Consider the following 16,949-nt stretch of genomic DNA (forward strand, 5'->3'; position numbering starts at 1 on the left):
GCTTTTTTTACGATTTTAGTACCGGATGCCCACTTAAGGTGAGCTGAGTGCCGTTTTTATCATTTTTCAGCACCGCATTGGCTCCCAAAGGCAAGGTGACAGTGCGTTGTTCATGGCCAAAATCGAGGCCGCAGATCAACGGTACTGACAATCTGGCGCGCAGAAAATCACAAACTGAATCAAGATTGTAACCGGCATCGTAATCATTGGGTGCGCTACCGCTAAAACTGCCAAGAATAATGGCGTTTTGCTGGGCCAGTATTCCGGCGTGGTACAGCTGCAGCAGCATACGCTCGACACGGAATGGATGCTCGTTAATGTCTTCCAGCACCAAAATGCCGTTTTTGATAGCCGGCATCCACGGTGTACCCATCAGCGAAATGATCATCGCCAGATTTCCGCCCCACAGTGTACCTTCAGTTGCGCACTGCGGACCCTCACCCTGCCATTCGAGGGTAAATTGGGCATTACGCAAAGCCTGCCAGAAATGGTACTCGGTGAATGCGTTCATTTCTTCGGCGCCGAAGTTCGCCGCCAGCATCGGGCCGCTGAAGCTAATCACATTCCCCTGTGCCAGCAGACCACACTGGATCGCCGTAAAATCGCTGTGTCCGCACAGCAGCAACGGATCTTGTTGCTGGCGGGCTGCCAGCCCCTGCCAGTCAATTTCTGCCAGTAAACGGCTCGCGCCATAGCCGCCGCGTACCGCCATCACAATAGTATCGGGGGTTTTCAGATTAACGAGCGAGTTAACATCAGCAAGCCTTTCTGCCTCTGTACCTGCAAAACGCTGGCAGCGGCGCGCAATGACTGCTGAATTGTCGACCTGATGACCGGCCTCAGTAAGACGCGCAAGCCCACGTAAGGCAGCCTGCTGATTGATACAGTAGCCCGACGGGGCAATTAAGTGAAACCGGGACATGGCATTTCCTTGCTACAACTAAAACCAAATGTATATCATGCCGCGTAGGTATGTCGTTGTCACCTCAGCGACAGGTTCCGGCTATAAGGATAGATGACGTGAAATTGAGATGGTTTGCTTTTTTGGTTGTATTACTTGCGGGCTGTAGTTCAAAACATGATTACAAAAACCCGCCGTGGAATGCTGAAGTTCCGGTTAAACGCGCAATGCAATGGATGCCAATCAGTGAAAAAGCCGGTGCGGCCTGGGGTGTCAGTCCACAATTGATTACCGCAATTATTGCCATTGAATCAGGCGGAAATCCGAATGCGGTCAGTAAGTCCAATGCGATTGGTCTGATGCAGTTGAAAGCCTCAACTTCAGGACGCGATGTTTATCGCCGCATGGGCTGGAGCGGAGAGCCGTCGACCAGCGAGTTGAAAAACCCCGAACGCAATATCTCCATGGGGGCCGCATACCTGAGTATTCTCGAAACCGGGCCGCTGGCCGGGATTGAAGATCCGCAGGTGATGCAGTATGCGCTGGTAGTATCGTACGCCAACGGCGCGGGCGCATTGCTGCGAACGTTCTCTTCCGACAGGAAGAAAGCCATCAATAAGATCAACGATCTCAGCCCGGATGAATTTATTGAACATGTTGCGGACAATCATCCGGCGCCGCAGGCCCCGCGCTATATCTGGAAGCTTCAACAAGCGCTGGATGTGATGTAGTTCGTGTGAGTTTACTCGCGCACCTTATTCGATTTTTCCCGGGCCTCGCGTTCAAGGGAAAAAATAATCCGCTGTAAGTTCCGCTCCACCGCCGGGCCGACGTTGAGAAAACGAAAGCTCAGGCGGGGAGTGGTAATGGTTTCGTTTTTGCTGTCGATAACTTTGCGCTCGCTAATGGAAATGAGCTGGGCGTCAACGTGATACACCCCCCATTGCTCCATATTCAGTTCAACCTGCGCGAAGCGTATACCTTCTACCAGTCCTTCTGGTTTTGCCGTTTCTAACAGCCCGCCCATACCGCCAAGCGATAAATCGAATAAGCGAAAGCACAGCGTGCTGTTGTCCGGCATTTTTGCCGTGCAGCGATAGGGAGGGTGCAGCGGAGCGCCGATGCGGAAATATTCGCGACGCTGCACAAACCACAGAGAAGGCGGCAAGGATGAAATAAACGCCGGCAGTTGCTGATACTCGCCTTTTTTCAACTGTGGCAGGGTGAATTCTACTTTGGCTCCCTGCGTTTCGGCGATAATCGAGATCTGGCTGGCCCGCTGTACGGCCTGGTTTTCATATTCCTGGCTGCCAAAATCCATGACCAGCTCGTCCGGGCTGACGGCCAGAACTTTGCTGATGAACTGGCCGCCCGACCAGGAGATACGCAGTGGAACCTGCTGCGACTTTAAGTCCCGAAGTACACCTAACACCGCTAACGGATTTTGCTTCAGGAACTGCTCATTGTAGTTACTCACACCTAATGACTCCTGGATGCCTGGTTTGTCGTTGGGTTATCGGCATCAATCGACGGAACTTAATACAAATGGATGAAATTTTTTACCAAACCCAATGAATTAAGTCTGCGTGATAAAAGCATGTCGCGACGGCTTGCCTATACTTTAAGTGCTGGCGCAGGAATGTCTTGCGCGTGCGTTCACTGGAAAGAGGGCCTGAAAATGGGAATTATTGCCTGGATTATTTTTGGTCTGATTGCGGGGGTTATCGCCAAACTGATTATGCCGGGGCGCGATGGCGGGGGATTTATCCTGACCTGTATTCTGGGTGTCGTTGGTGCTGTGGTCGGTGGATGGCTGGCAACGATGTTTGGTATTGGCGGCGATGTCAGCGGGTTTAATCTCCACAGCTTCCTGGTGGCCGTGGTCGGCGCGATTGTTGTGCTGGGTGTCTTCCGGCTTGTACGACGAGATTAATCGAACGGCCCCTGTGGGGGCCGTTTCTCTATATGGCTAAGTCAGAACTGGTACTCAATCCCAGCCCAGTAATTACGGCCTTCTTCGATAAATCCTTCGCTGTACACGTATTGTGTATCGAACAGGTTATTGACCGAAGCGTTGACGCTAAACCCGTGACCGATGGCGTAGTCGGCGCGTAAATGGGTAATGGCGAAACCTGCGGCTTTCTGCGAGCCGTCGCTATTGCTATAGCTCGACGAGCGGGCCTCTTCAGACAGCGTAATGCTCAACGGATCCCACGGTTTCAGCGTCATCCATGCGGTGAGGGTTTGCGTCGGCAAATCGGTTATTTTGCCGATGTCGCTGCGTTTGACATCCGCATGAATCAGGCCATAGCTCAGCCCAACATCCAGCATATCAAAGACTTTACCTTTAACGCCTGCATCCAGACCGGTGTAATCCACCCGGCCGCTGTTCTGATTCTGGATGGTATCGGCATCAATATTGTGTGAAAGAATGGCATCGCTGATGCGGTTGTAATAGACGCTGGCTTCGAATCCCCAGTCTTTGCCAAGTGAACCATTCCAGGTCAGATCCACGCTGCGAGCGCGTTCCGGTTTAAGCTGCGGATTGACCAGCGCCACCTGGTTATAGGCCGGTTTCGAGGTGGTGTAGCGCTCTTTAAGCGTAGGGAAACGCGTTCTGTCAGAGTAGGACAGCGCTAATGTGTCAGCATTATCGAAGTGATATTTGGTCATCATCTGCCAGTTGAAGGCCGACTGATTGTTGTCATCATAGTGGGTGACGCTACCATTTTTTTCGTGCTTCATGCCTTCCAGACTGTCGCGCCAGTCATAGCTTATTCCCGCCACCACATCGACATTATCCGCCGCTGCCCACTGGTATTCGCTGGCAACGGACCAGGTGCGGTCTTCGTAACGGTCGTAAGACGCATTAGGTGCGCCTTTCTCGCGGTGAACATCATCCTTCCAGTTCACCGCGAAAGAGAGCTGGTCGTTTTCACGCATATCCGCAGCGAGCTGCAGACCAGCCCCATCGCTATAGTCTGAATAATGACTGTAGCTGCCTTTTTTGTTTTTCAGATCGGCAAGCGAGTTGTACATCATCAACGTATTTTCAAATGTGTCGCGATACAGACGGCTTTTCAGGGTAAAACTGTCGCCCAGATGGGTAGTACCCTGATAGTAATAGCTCTCTTTATCGTACTGTGGCCATTGCCAGTAGCGTGATTTCTGACTGCTGGTTCCAGCGTACGGCGGGTTATCTTTTTCACCGTCCTGATTAATATAGGTCAGCACATATTCGTCATCACCACGTGGGGTAAAGCCCAGCTTCACGATGCCGCGTTTATCATCGGCGGAGGAGTTGGCAATCTTGCCGTTGCTGCCCGCAATAGGGTTGTCCACGCCGTGCGGTAACCCAAGGAAATCCTGCTTCAACTGACTGCCGCTGAGCTGGATGTAACCGAGATCGTTGCTGGCGCCAAATGAAGCATGCATATCGTGGGCGTTGTCTTTGCTACGACTCCAGCCCTGGCGATAGCCAATGCTGCCTTCAACCGGTTTGGTAGGTCTTTTGGTGGTGATATTGATGGCGCCGCCCATCTGGTTCGGCCCTTGTAGCAGAGACGAGTAGCCTTTGGAGACTTCAACCGAAGCGATATCGGAGGTCAGAAAACGGCCTAAATCTAGGTTGCCGTCATAGGGGATGTATACCGGCACGCCGTCAAAATAGACGGGAACCTGACGGCTGTCAAAACCGCGGACCTTCACCTGCTGCTCATTGCGGTTGCCTGACTTTTGCAGCACGACGCCGGGGACAACGCTCAGCGCCTGCGCCACGTTTTGCTTATCCAGTTGCTGCATCGTTTCCTGGCCGAGAACCGTAGTGGTTGCCGCGGAGGCCGGGCTTGACCAGACGGTCATGGTTTCGCTTTCCTGCCCAGCAAAAGCACTGTGCGCGAAAGCAAACGACAGGGCTGTGTAAAGACAACTTTTGTTGAAATTCATTATTTTTAGTCCATTTATTAATGTTATATGCCACGTGCGTCCGGGCTCAGGCTAACTTTGATATCCGCAGGCGGAGCGTAGTAAGGCGCGGAAGTGATGAAAAGTCTGATGCCACAGTCGAGATAACTCGGCAGCGAGGCGAGGGTAATGCCGCCAGTCAGCGCCAGCGTGCAATGGGGGGCCAGAAAAGGTGCCTGGCGGACAATTTCTGTTGCTTGCTCAGGGGTAAATTTGTCGAGTTGCAGGACATCAGGCGCGGCGCGAAGCGCGGCTAATGCCTCATCTGGTGTATCTGCTTCAACCACGATCTTTTTTTCTGGCGCATGGCTGCGTAAGCGCGCAATCGCGCCGGCCCAGTCGTTTGGGTTGGTAAGAAAATGACGGTGATTAGCAAACAGCAGTACCGTTTCGGCGCATCCTCCGCGATGGATAATGCCTCCCGCGGCGAGTATTGCCTGAGTCGCCAACAAACGCGTGCCGGGAATGGCTTTGCGGGTACAGGCAATCTGCCCATCAGGATAGCGTTGGCGCAGTTGGCTCAACATGCACTCAAGATAGCCCGAAACCCCGCAGCTCCATTCCAGGACATTTTGTACCGCTTTCCAGCCCTGATGCAGCGCCGCCGCATTCCCATGTACGCAAATCAATCGCTGTCCTGCACTTACCTGTTCACCATCGGCAACCATGTCGCTGATGGTCAGCCCTAATGAGGCGAGCATTTGCCTGGCAACTGCGGTGCCGCTAACGCACCCGCCCTGGCGATGGTAAAATTCCATAACGCCCGGCTGTGCGCCAATACCCAACGCGCGGGTAGTCAGGTCGCCGCCCTGAATATCTTCCAGCAGCAGTGCGTCGGTTTGCGCCTGCGAAAAGTAGATCATTGCAGTGCCTCCCGCGGAACGCTGTCCCACCAGATAAGCGCCCAGTCACGGCTGGCGGGGGCAATCGTGCGTGGATCCTGCTGTTGATACCAGGTTTCCAGACGTTCGACCTCGTCGGCGCTCAGTTCACCCATACTCCAGCGCACGTTTTCCAGAAAACGCGTCCAGGTACTGTTGTCCTGCTGGCAGTTGGGTCCGCGGATAAAATCAACATGCGCGTGGATCCCCATCTGATACAGGACATTAAGCGCATAGATATAGTTGGGAAGCTCAATCACTTCGCGGCCCAGTGCACGCTGAATTGTGGGGGAAACGAAAGATGAACTGACGAGATGAGTGGTGTAAACCCGCAGTCGGGCCTGATTATTCAGTTTGGTCATCGCCTGGCGCATATCGGCAACCAGCGTAGAGCGCGAAGCGACGGCGATATCGCACTGGGGTAAATCATCCCAGTGTTCCTCCCAGGCCCGCTGCACCCACTGTACGTGACGGGCGTTCATTTGCGCAGCGCGGCGGGCAGCTACGCTCAGCATTCCCTGGCTATAATCTACTCCGTAAACTATTGGCATCTTTTTAGCCAACGCCAGCGAAACCGTACCGGGACCGCAGCCCATATCAAACAGCGACTCCGCCGCTTTCAGGTCGATTTTTCCCAACAGCTGTAGCAGATAGCTGTCGGTTAATGAGGCGCAATTCTCTGCCATTTTTTCCGCACGCTTATCCCAGTGCTCCGGTTTTTTCTCGGTTCTGTTCGCCAGCTGTAACTGTTTACGGTAAAGATCGGCAAAATCAATGTCGTCAATGAGCATTCTTATTCCTTAGTTGTGTGAGCCAAAGAGGTGATGGGCGATTTGTGACGGTGTAACGCGATACAGCGCTGCCAGACGATCGGTGGCGAGCTGCTGTTCAGGAAGCCCCTGCGACACTGCACCGTTCGGTTCAACGCGTACCACGCTGTCGGCGATTGCCCGGGCGTGCAACGGATGATGGGTCGACATCAGCAGGGCCATACCCGAGTTTTTCAGCGTCACTAGCGTGTCGAGCAGACGGATTTGATGCCCAAAATCCAGGCTGGAAGCGGGTTCATCCAGCAACAAAAGACGCGGACGCTGCGCCAGCGCGCGGGCAATTAACACCAGTTGCCGCTCTCCGCCGCTCAGCGTGTTCCAGCGTCGGGGCGCCAGGTGAGAGATTCCCAGCATCGTCATCTGCTGGTGCGCATTTTCACGCTCTTTAGCGCCGGGAACCGCAAATGCCGCCAATTGCGGGGCCAGCCCCATCATCACCATGTCCAGCGCAGTGAAGGCAAACGCGCCGTCATGTGCCTGAGGAACCCAGGCAATAGCGGCGGCGCGTTGCCGATCGCTGAGATGATTTATGGCGACGCCATCAAGCAGAATGTCACCGTGAAGCGGCGAAAGAACGCCGAGAATGGTGCGCATCAGGGTGGTTTTTCCACTGCCGTTGGCCCCAATCAGACAACAGACGGAGCCGGGCGAAACCTGAAATGAGACATCGCGTAACACGGGCTGGTGACTGTGGTATCCCAACGACGCATGGCGGAGGGTCAGAAGCGTCATGGGCGATTTCCCCGTAGCAAAAGCAGCAAAAAGAACGGTGCGCCAATAAATGCCGTCAGGATCCCCAGCGGGATTTCTGTGCTGCTCAGCGTGCGGGCAAGAGTATCGGTGAGCAGTAGCAAAATGGCGCCGATCCCCATGGAAACTGGCAGCAACTGCTGGTGGTTATTGCCACTGAGGAGTCTGCCGATGTGCGGCACAACCAGCCCAATCCAGCCGATAATGCCCGCGATGGCGACGGTACAGGCGGTGATTAACGTAGCGCAGACGATCAGTCCCAGCCGCAATCGCGAGACGTTGATCCCAAGCGATCGTGCTTCATCATCCGACAGGGTGAGCAGGTTCATGCGCCAGCGCAGCAGCAATAGCGGGACGAGTCCTGCGAAGATCAGCGGTGCCGAGAACCACAGGTCGTGCAGCGTGATCGTCGATAAACCGCCAAGCAGCCAGAAAGTGATAGAGGGGAGTTGGGTATACGGGTCGGCCAGCGTTTTGATGAGTGAAATTCCCGCACCGCATACCGTACCCAGCGCAATCCCGACCAGCACCAGTGTTAACACCGGGTCGTGTCGCTTGACTCGTCGGGTAATTAACCAGACACCGGCGACCACGAATAAACCGCCCATGAACGCATACAGCTGAATGAACAGGATCGGTAAACCTAACAGGATTGCTAAACAGGCACCTAAACCCGCACCCGCTGCCACGCCGAGAATATCCGGCGAGACCAGCGGGTTGCGGAACATGCCCTGATAGGTGGTTCCTGCGCCCGCCAGCGCCGCGCCGAGCAGCAATGCAGCCAGTATGCGTGGCAGGCGGATTTGCCAGAAGACGATTTTGTCCTGCATTGGAACGCCATCTGTACCGGCCACGAGATTCAGAACCTGCTGTGCATCCAGGTGATACGCGCCTGATACCGCGGCGACGCTCGCGCAAAGCACCACCGCAGCAATCATCAGAAAACCGAGGGTAGATGTTCTCATCAGGCAGCCACCAACCTTTGATACTGTGCGTCGCTTAGCGTGGTGTGCCAGAACAACTCACTGTAGCGCTGCATATCAGCTTTAAAGCTCGCGTTAACCTGAGGATCAAGCCAGGCGTGCAGGCGGCGTAACCCCAGTAAACGGTTGATGCCGGGAGGTGCATCCAGCCAGCCAAACGGCAGACCGCTGAGAAACAGAATGCGCCGGTCAGCAACCGCTTTGACTCCTTGCCAGACCGGATCTTCTCGTAGGAACTGCGCTGTCACCGCATCCTGTACCAGGATAATATCCGGCTGCCAGCTGAGCAGATTTTCCATTGAGACCTGTGTGAGCCCCTGTCGTCCGGGGATGTGCGCCACATTGTGCAACCCCAGCAGTTCTGCCGCTTCGGTATGCAGAGAACCTTGTAAACCTGTCTCCAGTCCTCTGGCACCGCGCGCGGCATAAAAACGCAGATTCGCCGCGGGGGTATGCGAGAAAGCCATCGCATCATCGATAAATCGACGGGCCAGTGCGGCCTGCATTGCGGTACGCGAGACGACGCCCAATGCTTCACCGGCTGCGCGCAACTGTTCTGGGGTATGGCGCAGTTCGCCGTTAATCAGCAGCCAGGGAATGTGTGTTTGTGCGCTCACTTGTCTGGCCTGAGAAAGCCAGGTTTCATCGGCATTACCACAGTCAATAACCAGGTCGGGTTTAAGCGCCAGGAGTGCTTCAAGCGAGAGCGTGCTGGAGCGGCCCGCCAGCCTGCCGAGTTTCGGCAAGGTCCGAATATCGTCGTGAAACGGAATGGCGGTCTGGCGAGAGAAATCAAAGGAGGAAAAACCCACCACTTTTTCCGGTGCGACGGCCAGCAGCAGCATGTCAGCGGGCGCGCCAGCACTGACCACGCGTTGGGTTTTCTCTGGCTTCGGAGAGTCTCCAATGGCCACGGTCAGCGGCGTTTGAGCAAACGCGGGAAGATGGCGTAGCAGCAGTGCAGATGCCACGAGTTGGGCAAACATCCGTCTTGTCAGTGGCATTATCGGTATCCTGAAGGTTACAAAATCGCTATATATTTACATATACAGCGAATAAAAACATGTTCAGAATCAAATTCTCACGGATGAAAACACCGGATACCCCATAAGGGCTAGAGGGGATAGAGACAGCTTAAATGGCGAAAAATATGACAGAAAAATCCGCGACGAAGCGCGGATTCAGGGTGTAAAACGACTCATGTAATGACGTTAAGGCGTCGGTTGAGTCTGTTTTTTAGGCTCGACTGGCGTTGTACTTGCCGGGGTCGGTCGTGATGCGGGGACGTTGTCACAGGGTTTTTCTTTGGCACAAATCAGGTCGAGCATTTTCAGCGTTACGCCGTTGGTCCAGCCGAAACCATCCTGCAACGGATACTCACCGCCACCACCGCCGGTTCCAGTGGTGCTCACGTCATACTTCTCAACCAGCTTTTTCTCGCGATCGTAGGTGTGTTGAACATTGGTGAGGAATCGCCAGGTTACGTCCATGGCGACGTTATCCTGACCGTAATTCTGTAACCCGGATGCGGCGACCCACTGGAGCGGAGCCCAGCCGTTGGGGGCATCCCACTGCTGGCCGCTTTTCACTGATGTGGTAGCAAGGCCGCCCGGTTGCAGCAGATGTGCCTGGGTGGCCGTGGCGACTTTACTGGCGCGATCTTTTGCCGCCGCATTGACATACAGCGGGAACAGAGCGGCGGCCGTGAGCTGGTTGCGTACTTTGTGGCTTTTCAGATCGTAGTCGGCATACCAGCCTTCTTTGTCGTTCCACAGGTACTTCTCGATCCCTTTTTGTCGGGCATTAGCGAAGCCATCGTACTGCGCCGCTTTGGCATCATCACCGGCAGCCTTGCTGGCGAGGGCGATCATTTTTTCCATTTTGTACATCAACGCATTGAGATCGACCGGAACGATGCTGGTGGTGCGCAGAGTGCCCAGCTGATTAGGATTGTCCATCCAGCGGGAACTAAAATCCCAGCCGGACGCGGCAGCTGAACGCAGGTCGCGGTAGATTTCTGTGGCCGGGCGGTTTGGGTTGCTTTTAGCGGTGGCAATATCCTCTACCCACGACTCTGGCCGAGGCGAATCGCGCTCATCCCAGTAGCGGTTCAAAATGGTGCCGTCATCCAGTTTAACCACGCGCTTATTTTGCTGACCGGGCTGGAGTGTTTCGATGCCCTCCATCCAGTAGCTGTACTCTTTGAGCATCTGCGGGAGGTATTTTTTCAGCGCATCATTCCCGTCGTGCTGCGCCAGCAGTTCAACCATAAAGGCAAAGAACGGCGGTTGCGAACGGCTCAGGTAGTAGGTGCGGTTACCGTTAGGAATGTGTCCCCAGGAATCAATCTCGTAAGCGAAGTTTGCCACCATGTCCGAGACTTTATCCCAGTGATTGCTCTCGGCAAGCCCCAGCATGGTGAAATAGCTGTCCCAATAATATATTTCGCGAAAACGCCCGCCAGGTACCACATACGGCTCCGGGAGCGGCAGCAGCGAATCCCATTTTTCAGCGGTGGTGGTCGAACGAGTGAGTACTGGCCACAGTCCGTCAATATGTTCGCGCAGTGATTGCCCGGCCGGGGGCACGTATTTCTCGCCGTCTTTCGGCAAGGTGAAATTCACTTGCACAAAATGGCGTAAGTCGAATCCGGACTGGTTTTTCTGCATCCGGTAATCGGCAAGGATCATTAATGGATCGCTGTTTGGCACCGCGTCGGCAAAGGTTTTCTGGTCAGGAAACAGTTTGGCTGTTTGTACATCGTTAAACAGGGGACCAAGCAGAATATCAGGCGGCGCAGGCGTAGCGGCTGGTGCGTCCTCGGCGTTGACGGTAAAAGAGGAAAGGGCAAAAAAGGTGCTTGCGAGCGTCAGTTTTATTGCAACAGAGAGCAGGCCAGGATGGCGAGTTGCTGGCGTTATCATCGGTTAATCTCCTTAGCGGCGTGCCGAAGTAGCGGCATTTACCATGAGAAAACCTTAGTTCAGGAATGACCGTTGCGCGTGATCGGCTCCCCATTTTGCGAATAAACAGACATTTCCCGACGTGAATAGAGAAGAAGCACACCCTTTGTTGGAAAGGGTGTGCTTCGGAATCAGTTTGCGCGGGTTATCCGCTGTGTGACACAGTCAATGGTCAGAGTATCGCCCATCTTGATGCTATCGAGAGCCGCGCCTTGCTGACACATCCAGCACAGACCCATTTCACGAGCGATAATCGCCGGATGCGAGGCTTCGCTGCCGTCCCGCAGGCAGATACCTTTGATGGTCTTCGGATCGAGTTGCAGTACCGTAGACGGATAAATGATATCAGCGACCAGGATAGTGGGGCGCAAAAATGCGGGAATTTGTGCGCTCTCTCCCGTCAAATGCTGCAGTGAACGAGACAGCAAATCTTCAATATCAATGTATCGCGCCTGCAGATAAGGATCATCGAGCTGTAAATACTGCTGGCTGAGATCGCTCAGCACCTGATGCCAGGCCCAGGCGGCGCTGCACTGCTTTTCGCGCATTACATCGCAGGCCATTTCAAAAAGTTCAGGATCGTCCAACAGCGTGTGGTGACCGGAGAAGATGGCAGCGATATCTGCGGAATATCGTTCTTCAGCAAGTGCGGTGAGTTCGCTCAGATCGTTCAGCGTACTTTGGATGGCGGTCTGTAATCGCTGCTGCTCAGCCTGGAGCGATGCGGCTAACTGCGGGTTTACCTCGGGCGAGAATGGCGTGTAACAGAATGCCGTCCCCGTGACTTTTGAGGGAGCCTGAGCTGCCTTGTTATCAGCATTAGCGGACTCGAGCGATTCACCAAAATTCTCTGCTGCCAGCTGTTTAAATGCGGCTAGCGCATCCTCTGCCTGTTCGCCTTTGGCAATCAGGCGCAGCGTGTCATTACAGCGAACCTGCAGCAGAGCTATCTGATTCAGGCTATCAGGAACCACACACTTGCCGTTTTTCTCCAGCCACATGTCGGCGTTAAAACCAGACAAGGAGGAAACCAGCCGCGAAGCCGGGCGAACGTGGATGCCGTTAGGGTTTTTCACCACAATGGCAACAGAACGGGCATCTGCATCGGGAGACTGTACAGCAGATGCGGGTTTCGCTGCGGATGGCGAAGGTAAACCCAGTTGCTCACATTTGGCGTCGAGGGCGTTCATGGCATCACGGATGACCCGATCGATATCAGCACCCGCGGCGGCGCTAACCGTCGCGGCCAGTGTGCCTTCAACCAGTGGTGCTGCGCACAAACGCACTTTGGCGGCAATGCCAGGGTCGAGCAGTTCCAGCGCGGTTTCCGCACTCAGTAATGCACTACCGATATCCATCATCACCAGCACGTGGTCCGTATCGGCCACGGACTCGATGGCTTCCATCACCTTGATCGGATCGGTGCCAATCGGATTCTCAGGATCGTCAATGCCTGCGGCAATGGCGATTTTGCAATCACCGCCCATTAACATCTGCCGGGCCAGCGCGCCGACGCCTTCGCCCAGTTGGGCGCTGTGAGAAACAATAACCAGGTTTACCATCGCTTTATCCTTACTCTCTGGACGCCTGAGCCAGCATTTGCATCATAAACATCACCGATGTTGCGCCGGGATCCTGATGCCCAATACTGCGCTCACCAAGATAGCTGGCACGGCCTTTGCGAGCCTGCATGGTGATGGTGCTTTGTGCTGCGGCTTCCGCTTGCTGGCTTGCCGCTTCCAGCGCTGCTTGTACACTCAGTTTCTGCTCGCAGGACTGGCGTAAGGACTCGACTACTGGCAGCCAGACGTCGCACATGGTTTTGTCGCCAGGTTCAGCCTTACCGCGGCTAATCACACCTTCTGCGCCATCACGCATCATTTGATACAGCTCTTCAAGCGTCAGGCTTTGATGAGCCTGAGTCACCTGAGCGGCGCGAATAAAAAAGGTGCCAAACAGCGGTCCACTGGCCCCGCCGACGCTTGAGAGCAGCACCATACCGGTGTTTTTCAAAATAAAGCCGATGTCTTTGTCTGCGATGGACGGCAGCTTTTCAACGACTTTGCTGAAACCACGATGCATGTTCAGACCGTGGTCGGCATCGCCGATCTCCCGGTCAAGTCCGGTGAGAAAATCACTTTCTGTGGTGAAGATCTCGCCGCAACGATAGAGCCAGTTAACAATTTGCGTTCTGTTGAGGGACATCATAAATCTCCTTATTTACCCCAGTTGAGAGCAGGGGTGTGAACCGGTGCATCCCATAAGCTCAGCGTTTCGTCATCTACCTGTAACAGGGTGATCGAGAAACCGGTCATATCCAGAGAGGTACAGTAAGAGCCGATCAGGTTGCGCTCAATGACAATGCCTGCATCCTGACAACGGCTTTCGAGGCGGTTATATACGCCGAAGAGTTCAGACAACGGCGTCGCGCCGAGATTATTGACCAGCGCAATAACGCGATCGCCACTCTGTAACGCCCGCTTGCTTTCTTTACCTTCCTGCCACGCGCCCTGGACGTTGTCCCAGTGGCGGAGTGTACGGCTGTAGTTACCGTTTTCCAGCAGGGTATCGAACATTTCATCAACGGTCTGATCGAGAGAGGTGAAGGGGCGACGGTCTATGCCCGGTTCCCCGTGGATACCTACGCCAAATTCCATTTCGTTATCCTGCAGCGTGAAAGACGGTTGTCCGGCGGCTGGAACGGTACAGGCACCAATGGCTATGCCAATGGAGTGGCCCTGGTTATTCAGCTTACGGCCCAACGCCGCACAGGCTTCCAGCGAATCACCACGTTCGGCGGCCGCGCCGACCAGTTTTTCGATCAATACGGTATTCGCCACGCCACGTCGACCGGCGGTATACAAACTGTCTTTCACCGCCACGTCGTCATCCACCACCATGGTGGTGACTTTGACACCGCTTTCGTGCAGCAGCTCGGTAGCGGTTTCGAAATTAAGAATGTCGCCGGTGTAATTTTTGATTATCAGCAGCACGCCTTCGCCACCGTCAATTTGCATGGCGCATTCGAACATTTTATCCGGCGTGGGTGAGGTAAAAATCTCACCCGGGCAGGCGCCAGAGAGCATGCCCTGACCAATGTAGCCGCAGTGCATAGGTTCGTGTCCGCTGCCGCCACCGGAAAGCAGTGCCACTTTGCCCATCACCGGCGCATCTGCGCGGGTGACATATACCGGATCCTGATGCAATGCCAGGGAAGGATACGCTTTCGCCAGTCCGGCGAGTTGTTCATTCAGTACGTCTTCAACACGGTTGATCAATTTTTTCATTATTTATGCTCCGCAGACAGTCCTGGATGGCTGCCAAATTCGGGCAGGCATCTGATGTAGGGTATCGGTTGGTTCAACGTCACGGCGACCGCTCGCTGCCGATAAGGTAATTTTGCACACGGGTACGCAAAAGAAAATTGCTGTGAAGGGCGTTTCAATACGGAACATTAGCATCTTTTAATGTTCCATATTGAAACGTGGTGGTGCATAAAACAGCGGAAGTGAGAGATGCGGCAAAGTTTATGCTGACGGCATCATGAGTAAAACGTTATTCCTTACTCTTCTTTGCCATTAAAATCGAAAAACCAGAACAAGATAAAACCAATAAAACCAAAAATTAGCAGAATAGCCAGGGTATAGACTTCATATCGCGCGGCATCTGCAGCAATCGCCTGTAACTTGTCCATTGCTGGGGCTGGCTGCTCTTTGAATAGCATGAGTTGCCATTCATAAAGGTTTGTTGTTTTTATCTCTTTAATCGGTTCCCAAATATGGTTAGCCGCCGCGCCGAGTGCTAAAGCAGAAAACAGTGCGCCGTAAATACGTTGGCGTTTTTCCTGACGCTGACTAATAGCCTGGCGCATGAGCTGATCCAATTGCTCTATCTGCGTCATGAGCTCCTGACGTTGCTCAGACAATCCCCACTGCCGAGAGAGATCTTCACTCAGCTGGTTATGTAGGGCATCGTTGCCGACTAAAGCACCTTTATTCATGGCTTTTAGCGCCTGGGCTTTGGTTTCCAGCATCATTTCGGACCAGTCAGATAGACGACGAATTTTTCCCTTTCGGTTGTGTTTTTGCTGCGACTCGAGCAGATCCTTGAGCCACTGTTCAATCTGTTGGGCAGAGTTCGCCAGAAAATTTTCATACTCATGGCTTACATCCGCTACAGAAATGGCCGCTTTAATCAGTATCGCCAGATGTTTATCCTCTTCTTCGCGACAGAAGATTGTGACGCCATGACGGTGAGCGACAACCAGAATATTGCTGTACCATTGGCAGTGGTACTCGCTGGTGGGGGGGAGATCCGCAGGACTCCTAACGACGCGCGTGCTATCGCTCTGTGCTGCCAGCCAGGCATGAAAGGTGGGGGTATCGATCATTCGCATCAGCGGGACGATCGTAATATCACCACCCTCCGGGATGCGATGCTGATAGACACGAATGCATTTACCTTTTGTGCGGCAATCAAGTTCGGGTAAAGCTATTGGCACAATGGCGTTATCAAGATAACGGGTAAAATAATTTTCCCAGATTGCGGGCAAAACGTCTTTTTGCCAGGTCAGTTTCGAGCCGGGCTCTCCGGGCGCAAGCTGCTTGGGTGCCGCAATTAGCGTCATTCTGCCTTGATCGTCGTACCAGGGTTGGTTCGGTGCGCCTGGGATCAATTTATCGCTTCCGGCCAGGCGATAGCTTTCGAGAAAACGCGGAGTATCGTGCGGGCGTAGTCCTTGCCAGGCCACATCTTCACGTTGTTCCAGAGCGGACCACAGGGCATCAAGGCGTGTCCCCTGAATCGGATTGAGCGAAATAACGATATCATTTCCCGTACCCACTTCTCGCGGTCGATAAATGGCCAGCAACCCAAATCCATTGTGCGTCCAACTGCGTTCTTTATCGCAGCGCGCGAGAATTTTCAACATCCCAGAAGGGAGCGTTTCGGTAATAAACAATGCATCAACCACCGTTTGCCGCCGGCCTGTGCCGAGATCCAGCAGGAGTTGGCAGGTAACCGAACGCTTGATCACGTGTTGGTAAATCTGTTGCTCATACGCCAGACTTGCGACCGCACTTGCATAACATTGCGTGTGCATGGGCATAATGCCTGCGGTGGGGTCTGGGTTGGCTATCATCATATCGCTCAACAGGCGAAGGCAGGCCAGCATGTTGTGGCGAACAACGACAGTATCATCCATGGATTGCTCGCACAGGCTGCTATGCGCGAGTGCGGATAACAAGCAAGCGGCAGAACGAGTTGTATCATCACCGTCCAGATAAATACCGCTTTCCCATGCGGTGACGTATTCCAGCCACGGATGTGTTGATAGCGACAGCGAACCAGCGGCATCGAGATGGTTCAAAAACAGCAACAGCGTAAAACAGGTATCCAGAGAGAAATCTTCGATAACGATTCGTTGTATTCCCTGGACACTTGAGAGTTTACTGCGCCATATAGACCATTGACGATCGTCGGCATTTGCCACCAGTTCACTCACCGAATTGTAGTGACCTGCACGGTATCCTTTGTTATTGAGCGCGACACCCTTATGGCTTTCCGTATCATTGCCGTCGCCCAATCCGATCAGTAGGCTGCCTGCCGGTGCATCAAGCTGCGACGGATTGAACTCGAAAGTAAACAGCGGCCATGCATTATTGAATGCGAACATATAA

At 53.9% G+C, this 16,949-nt stretch carries 15 protein-coding genes; 2 read left to right on the plus strand and 13 right to left on the minus strand.

The genetic code is table 11. The annotated features are described in order from the left end of the window. Positions 1–7: 7 nt before the first annotated feature. Positions 8–922, minus strand: coding sequence for a muramoyltetrapeptide carboxypeptidase (gene ldcA / locus OGX94_RS15120; RefSeq protein WP_003833548.1), 915 nt, complete (start codon positions 920–922; stop codon positions 8–10). A 98-nt stretch (positions 923–1,020) separates the two neighbouring features. On the opposite strand from ldcA, the gene emtA reads away from it, so the two are divergent. Beyond that, positions 1,021–1,632 carry a membrane-bound lytic murein transglycosylase EmtA gene (gene emtA / locus OGX94_RS15125; RefSeq protein WP_003020914.1) on the plus strand — a complete coding sequence of 204 codons (612 nt, stop codon included), beginning with the start codon at positions 1,021–1,023 and terminating at the stop codon, positions 1,630–1,632. An 11-nt stretch (positions 1,633–1,643) separates the two neighbouring features. Here emtA and ycgR read toward each other — a convergent pair whose 3' ends face one another. Further along, entirely contained in the window at positions 1,644–2,378 is a 735-nt protein-coding gene (ycgR, locus tag OGX94_RS15130) for a flagellar brake protein YcgR (protein ID WP_003833545.1), read from the minus strand. Between the two features lie 201 nt (positions 2,379–2,579). Here ycgR and OGX94_RS15135 point away from each other — a divergent pair, with 201 nt between their 5' ends. Then, complete coding sequence (locus OGX94_RS15135) at positions 2,580–2,834, plus strand: GlsB/YeaQ/YmgE family stress response membrane protein (RefSeq protein ID WP_003020908.1); 255 nt, start codon at positions 2,580–2,582, stop codon at positions 2,832–2,834. Positions 2,835–2,875: 41 nt separating this feature from the next. Here the strand turns inward: OGX94_RS15135 and OGX94_RS15140 are convergent, their stop codons facing one another. From OGX94_RS15140 to OGX94_RS15190, 11 genes are all read right to left on the minus strand, one after another. Beyond that, on the minus strand, positions 2,876–4,846 hold the full coding sequence (locus tag OGX94_RS15140) for a TonB-dependent receptor plug domain-containing protein (RefSeq protein WP_286569500.1): 1,971 nt from the start codon (positions 4,844–4,846) through the stop codon (positions 2,876–2,878). A 23-nt stretch (positions 4,847–4,869) separates the two neighbouring features. Continuing rightward, positions 4,870–5,727 (minus strand): ModD protein, encoded by an 858-nt coding sequence (gene modD, locus OGX94_RS15145; RefSeq protein ID WP_257661926.1) that lies wholly within the window; start codon positions 5,725–5,727, stop codon positions 4,870–4,872. Then, positions 5,724–6,536, minus strand: coding sequence for a class I SAM-dependent methyltransferase (locus tag OGX94_RS15150; protein WP_286569501.1), 813 nt, complete (start codon positions 6,534–6,536; stop codon positions 5,724–5,726). Before OGX94_RS15150 ends, modD begins: the two co-directional genes overlap by 4 nt. A gap of 9 nt (positions 6,537–6,545) precedes the next feature. Further along, a complete protein-coding gene (locus tag OGX94_RS15155) occupies positions 6,546–7,307 on the minus strand; it encodes an ABC transporter ATP-binding protein (protein WP_003833537.1) in 762 nt (253 codons plus the stop codon). After that, positions 7,304–8,263 (minus strand): FecCD family ABC transporter permease, encoded by a 960-nt coding sequence (locus OGX94_RS15160; RefSeq protein WP_370613464.1) that lies wholly within the window; start codon positions 8,261–8,263, stop codon positions 7,304–7,306. Before OGX94_RS15160 ends, OGX94_RS15155 begins: the two co-directional genes overlap by 4 nt. Before the next feature lie 26 nt (positions 8,264–8,289). Next, positions 8,290–9,312 carry an ABC transporter substrate-binding protein gene (locus OGX94_RS15165; RefSeq protein ID WP_257661929.1) on the minus strand — a complete coding sequence of 341 codons (1,023 nt, stop codon included), beginning with the start codon at positions 9,310–9,312 and terminating at the stop codon, positions 8,290–8,292. A 207-nt stretch (positions 9,313–9,519) separates the two neighbouring features. Beyond that, positions 9,520–11,232: an alpha,alpha-trehalase gene (locus OGX94_RS15170; protein ID WP_193134061.1), complete on the minus strand. Its 1,713-nt coding sequence runs from the start codon at positions 11,230–11,232 to the stop codon at positions 9,520–9,522. Positions 11,233–11,402: 170 nt separating this feature from the next. Continuing rightward, positions 11,403–12,833 carry a dihydroxyacetone kinase phosphoryl donor subunit DhaM gene (gene dhaM / locus OGX94_RS15175; RefSeq protein ID WP_193134060.1) on the minus strand — a complete coding sequence of 477 codons (1,431 nt, stop codon included), beginning with the start codon at positions 12,831–12,833 and terminating at the stop codon, positions 11,403–11,405. A gap of 10 nt (positions 12,834–12,843) precedes the next feature. Further along, the gene (dhaL, locus tag OGX94_RS15180) at positions 12,844–13,476 is read right to left on the minus strand and encodes a dihydroxyacetone kinase subunit DhaL (RefSeq protein ID WP_020996617.1); all 633 of its coding nucleotides are present in this window, start codon (positions 13,474–13,476) and stop codon (positions 12,844–12,846) included. Between the two features lie 11 nt (positions 13,477–13,487). Further along, positions 13,488–14,558: a dihydroxyacetone kinase subunit DhaK gene (dhaK, locus tag OGX94_RS15185; protein WP_003833521.1), complete on the minus strand. Its 1,071-nt coding sequence runs from the start codon at positions 14,556–14,558 to the stop codon at positions 13,488–13,490. 275 nt (positions 14,559–14,833) lie between these two features. After that, positions 14,834–16,945 carry a hypothetical protein gene (locus OGX94_RS15190; RefSeq protein WP_286569507.1) on the minus strand — a complete coding sequence of 704 codons (2,112 nt, stop codon included), beginning with the start codon at positions 16,943–16,945 and terminating at the stop codon, positions 14,834–14,836. Positions 16,946–16,949 lie beyond the last annotated feature (4 nt).

The organism is Citrobacter sp. Cpo037, assembly GCF_030332945.1.
Lineage (GTDB): Bacteria > Pseudomonadota > Gammaproteobacteria > Enterobacterales > Enterobacteriaceae > Citrobacter > Citrobacter portucalensis.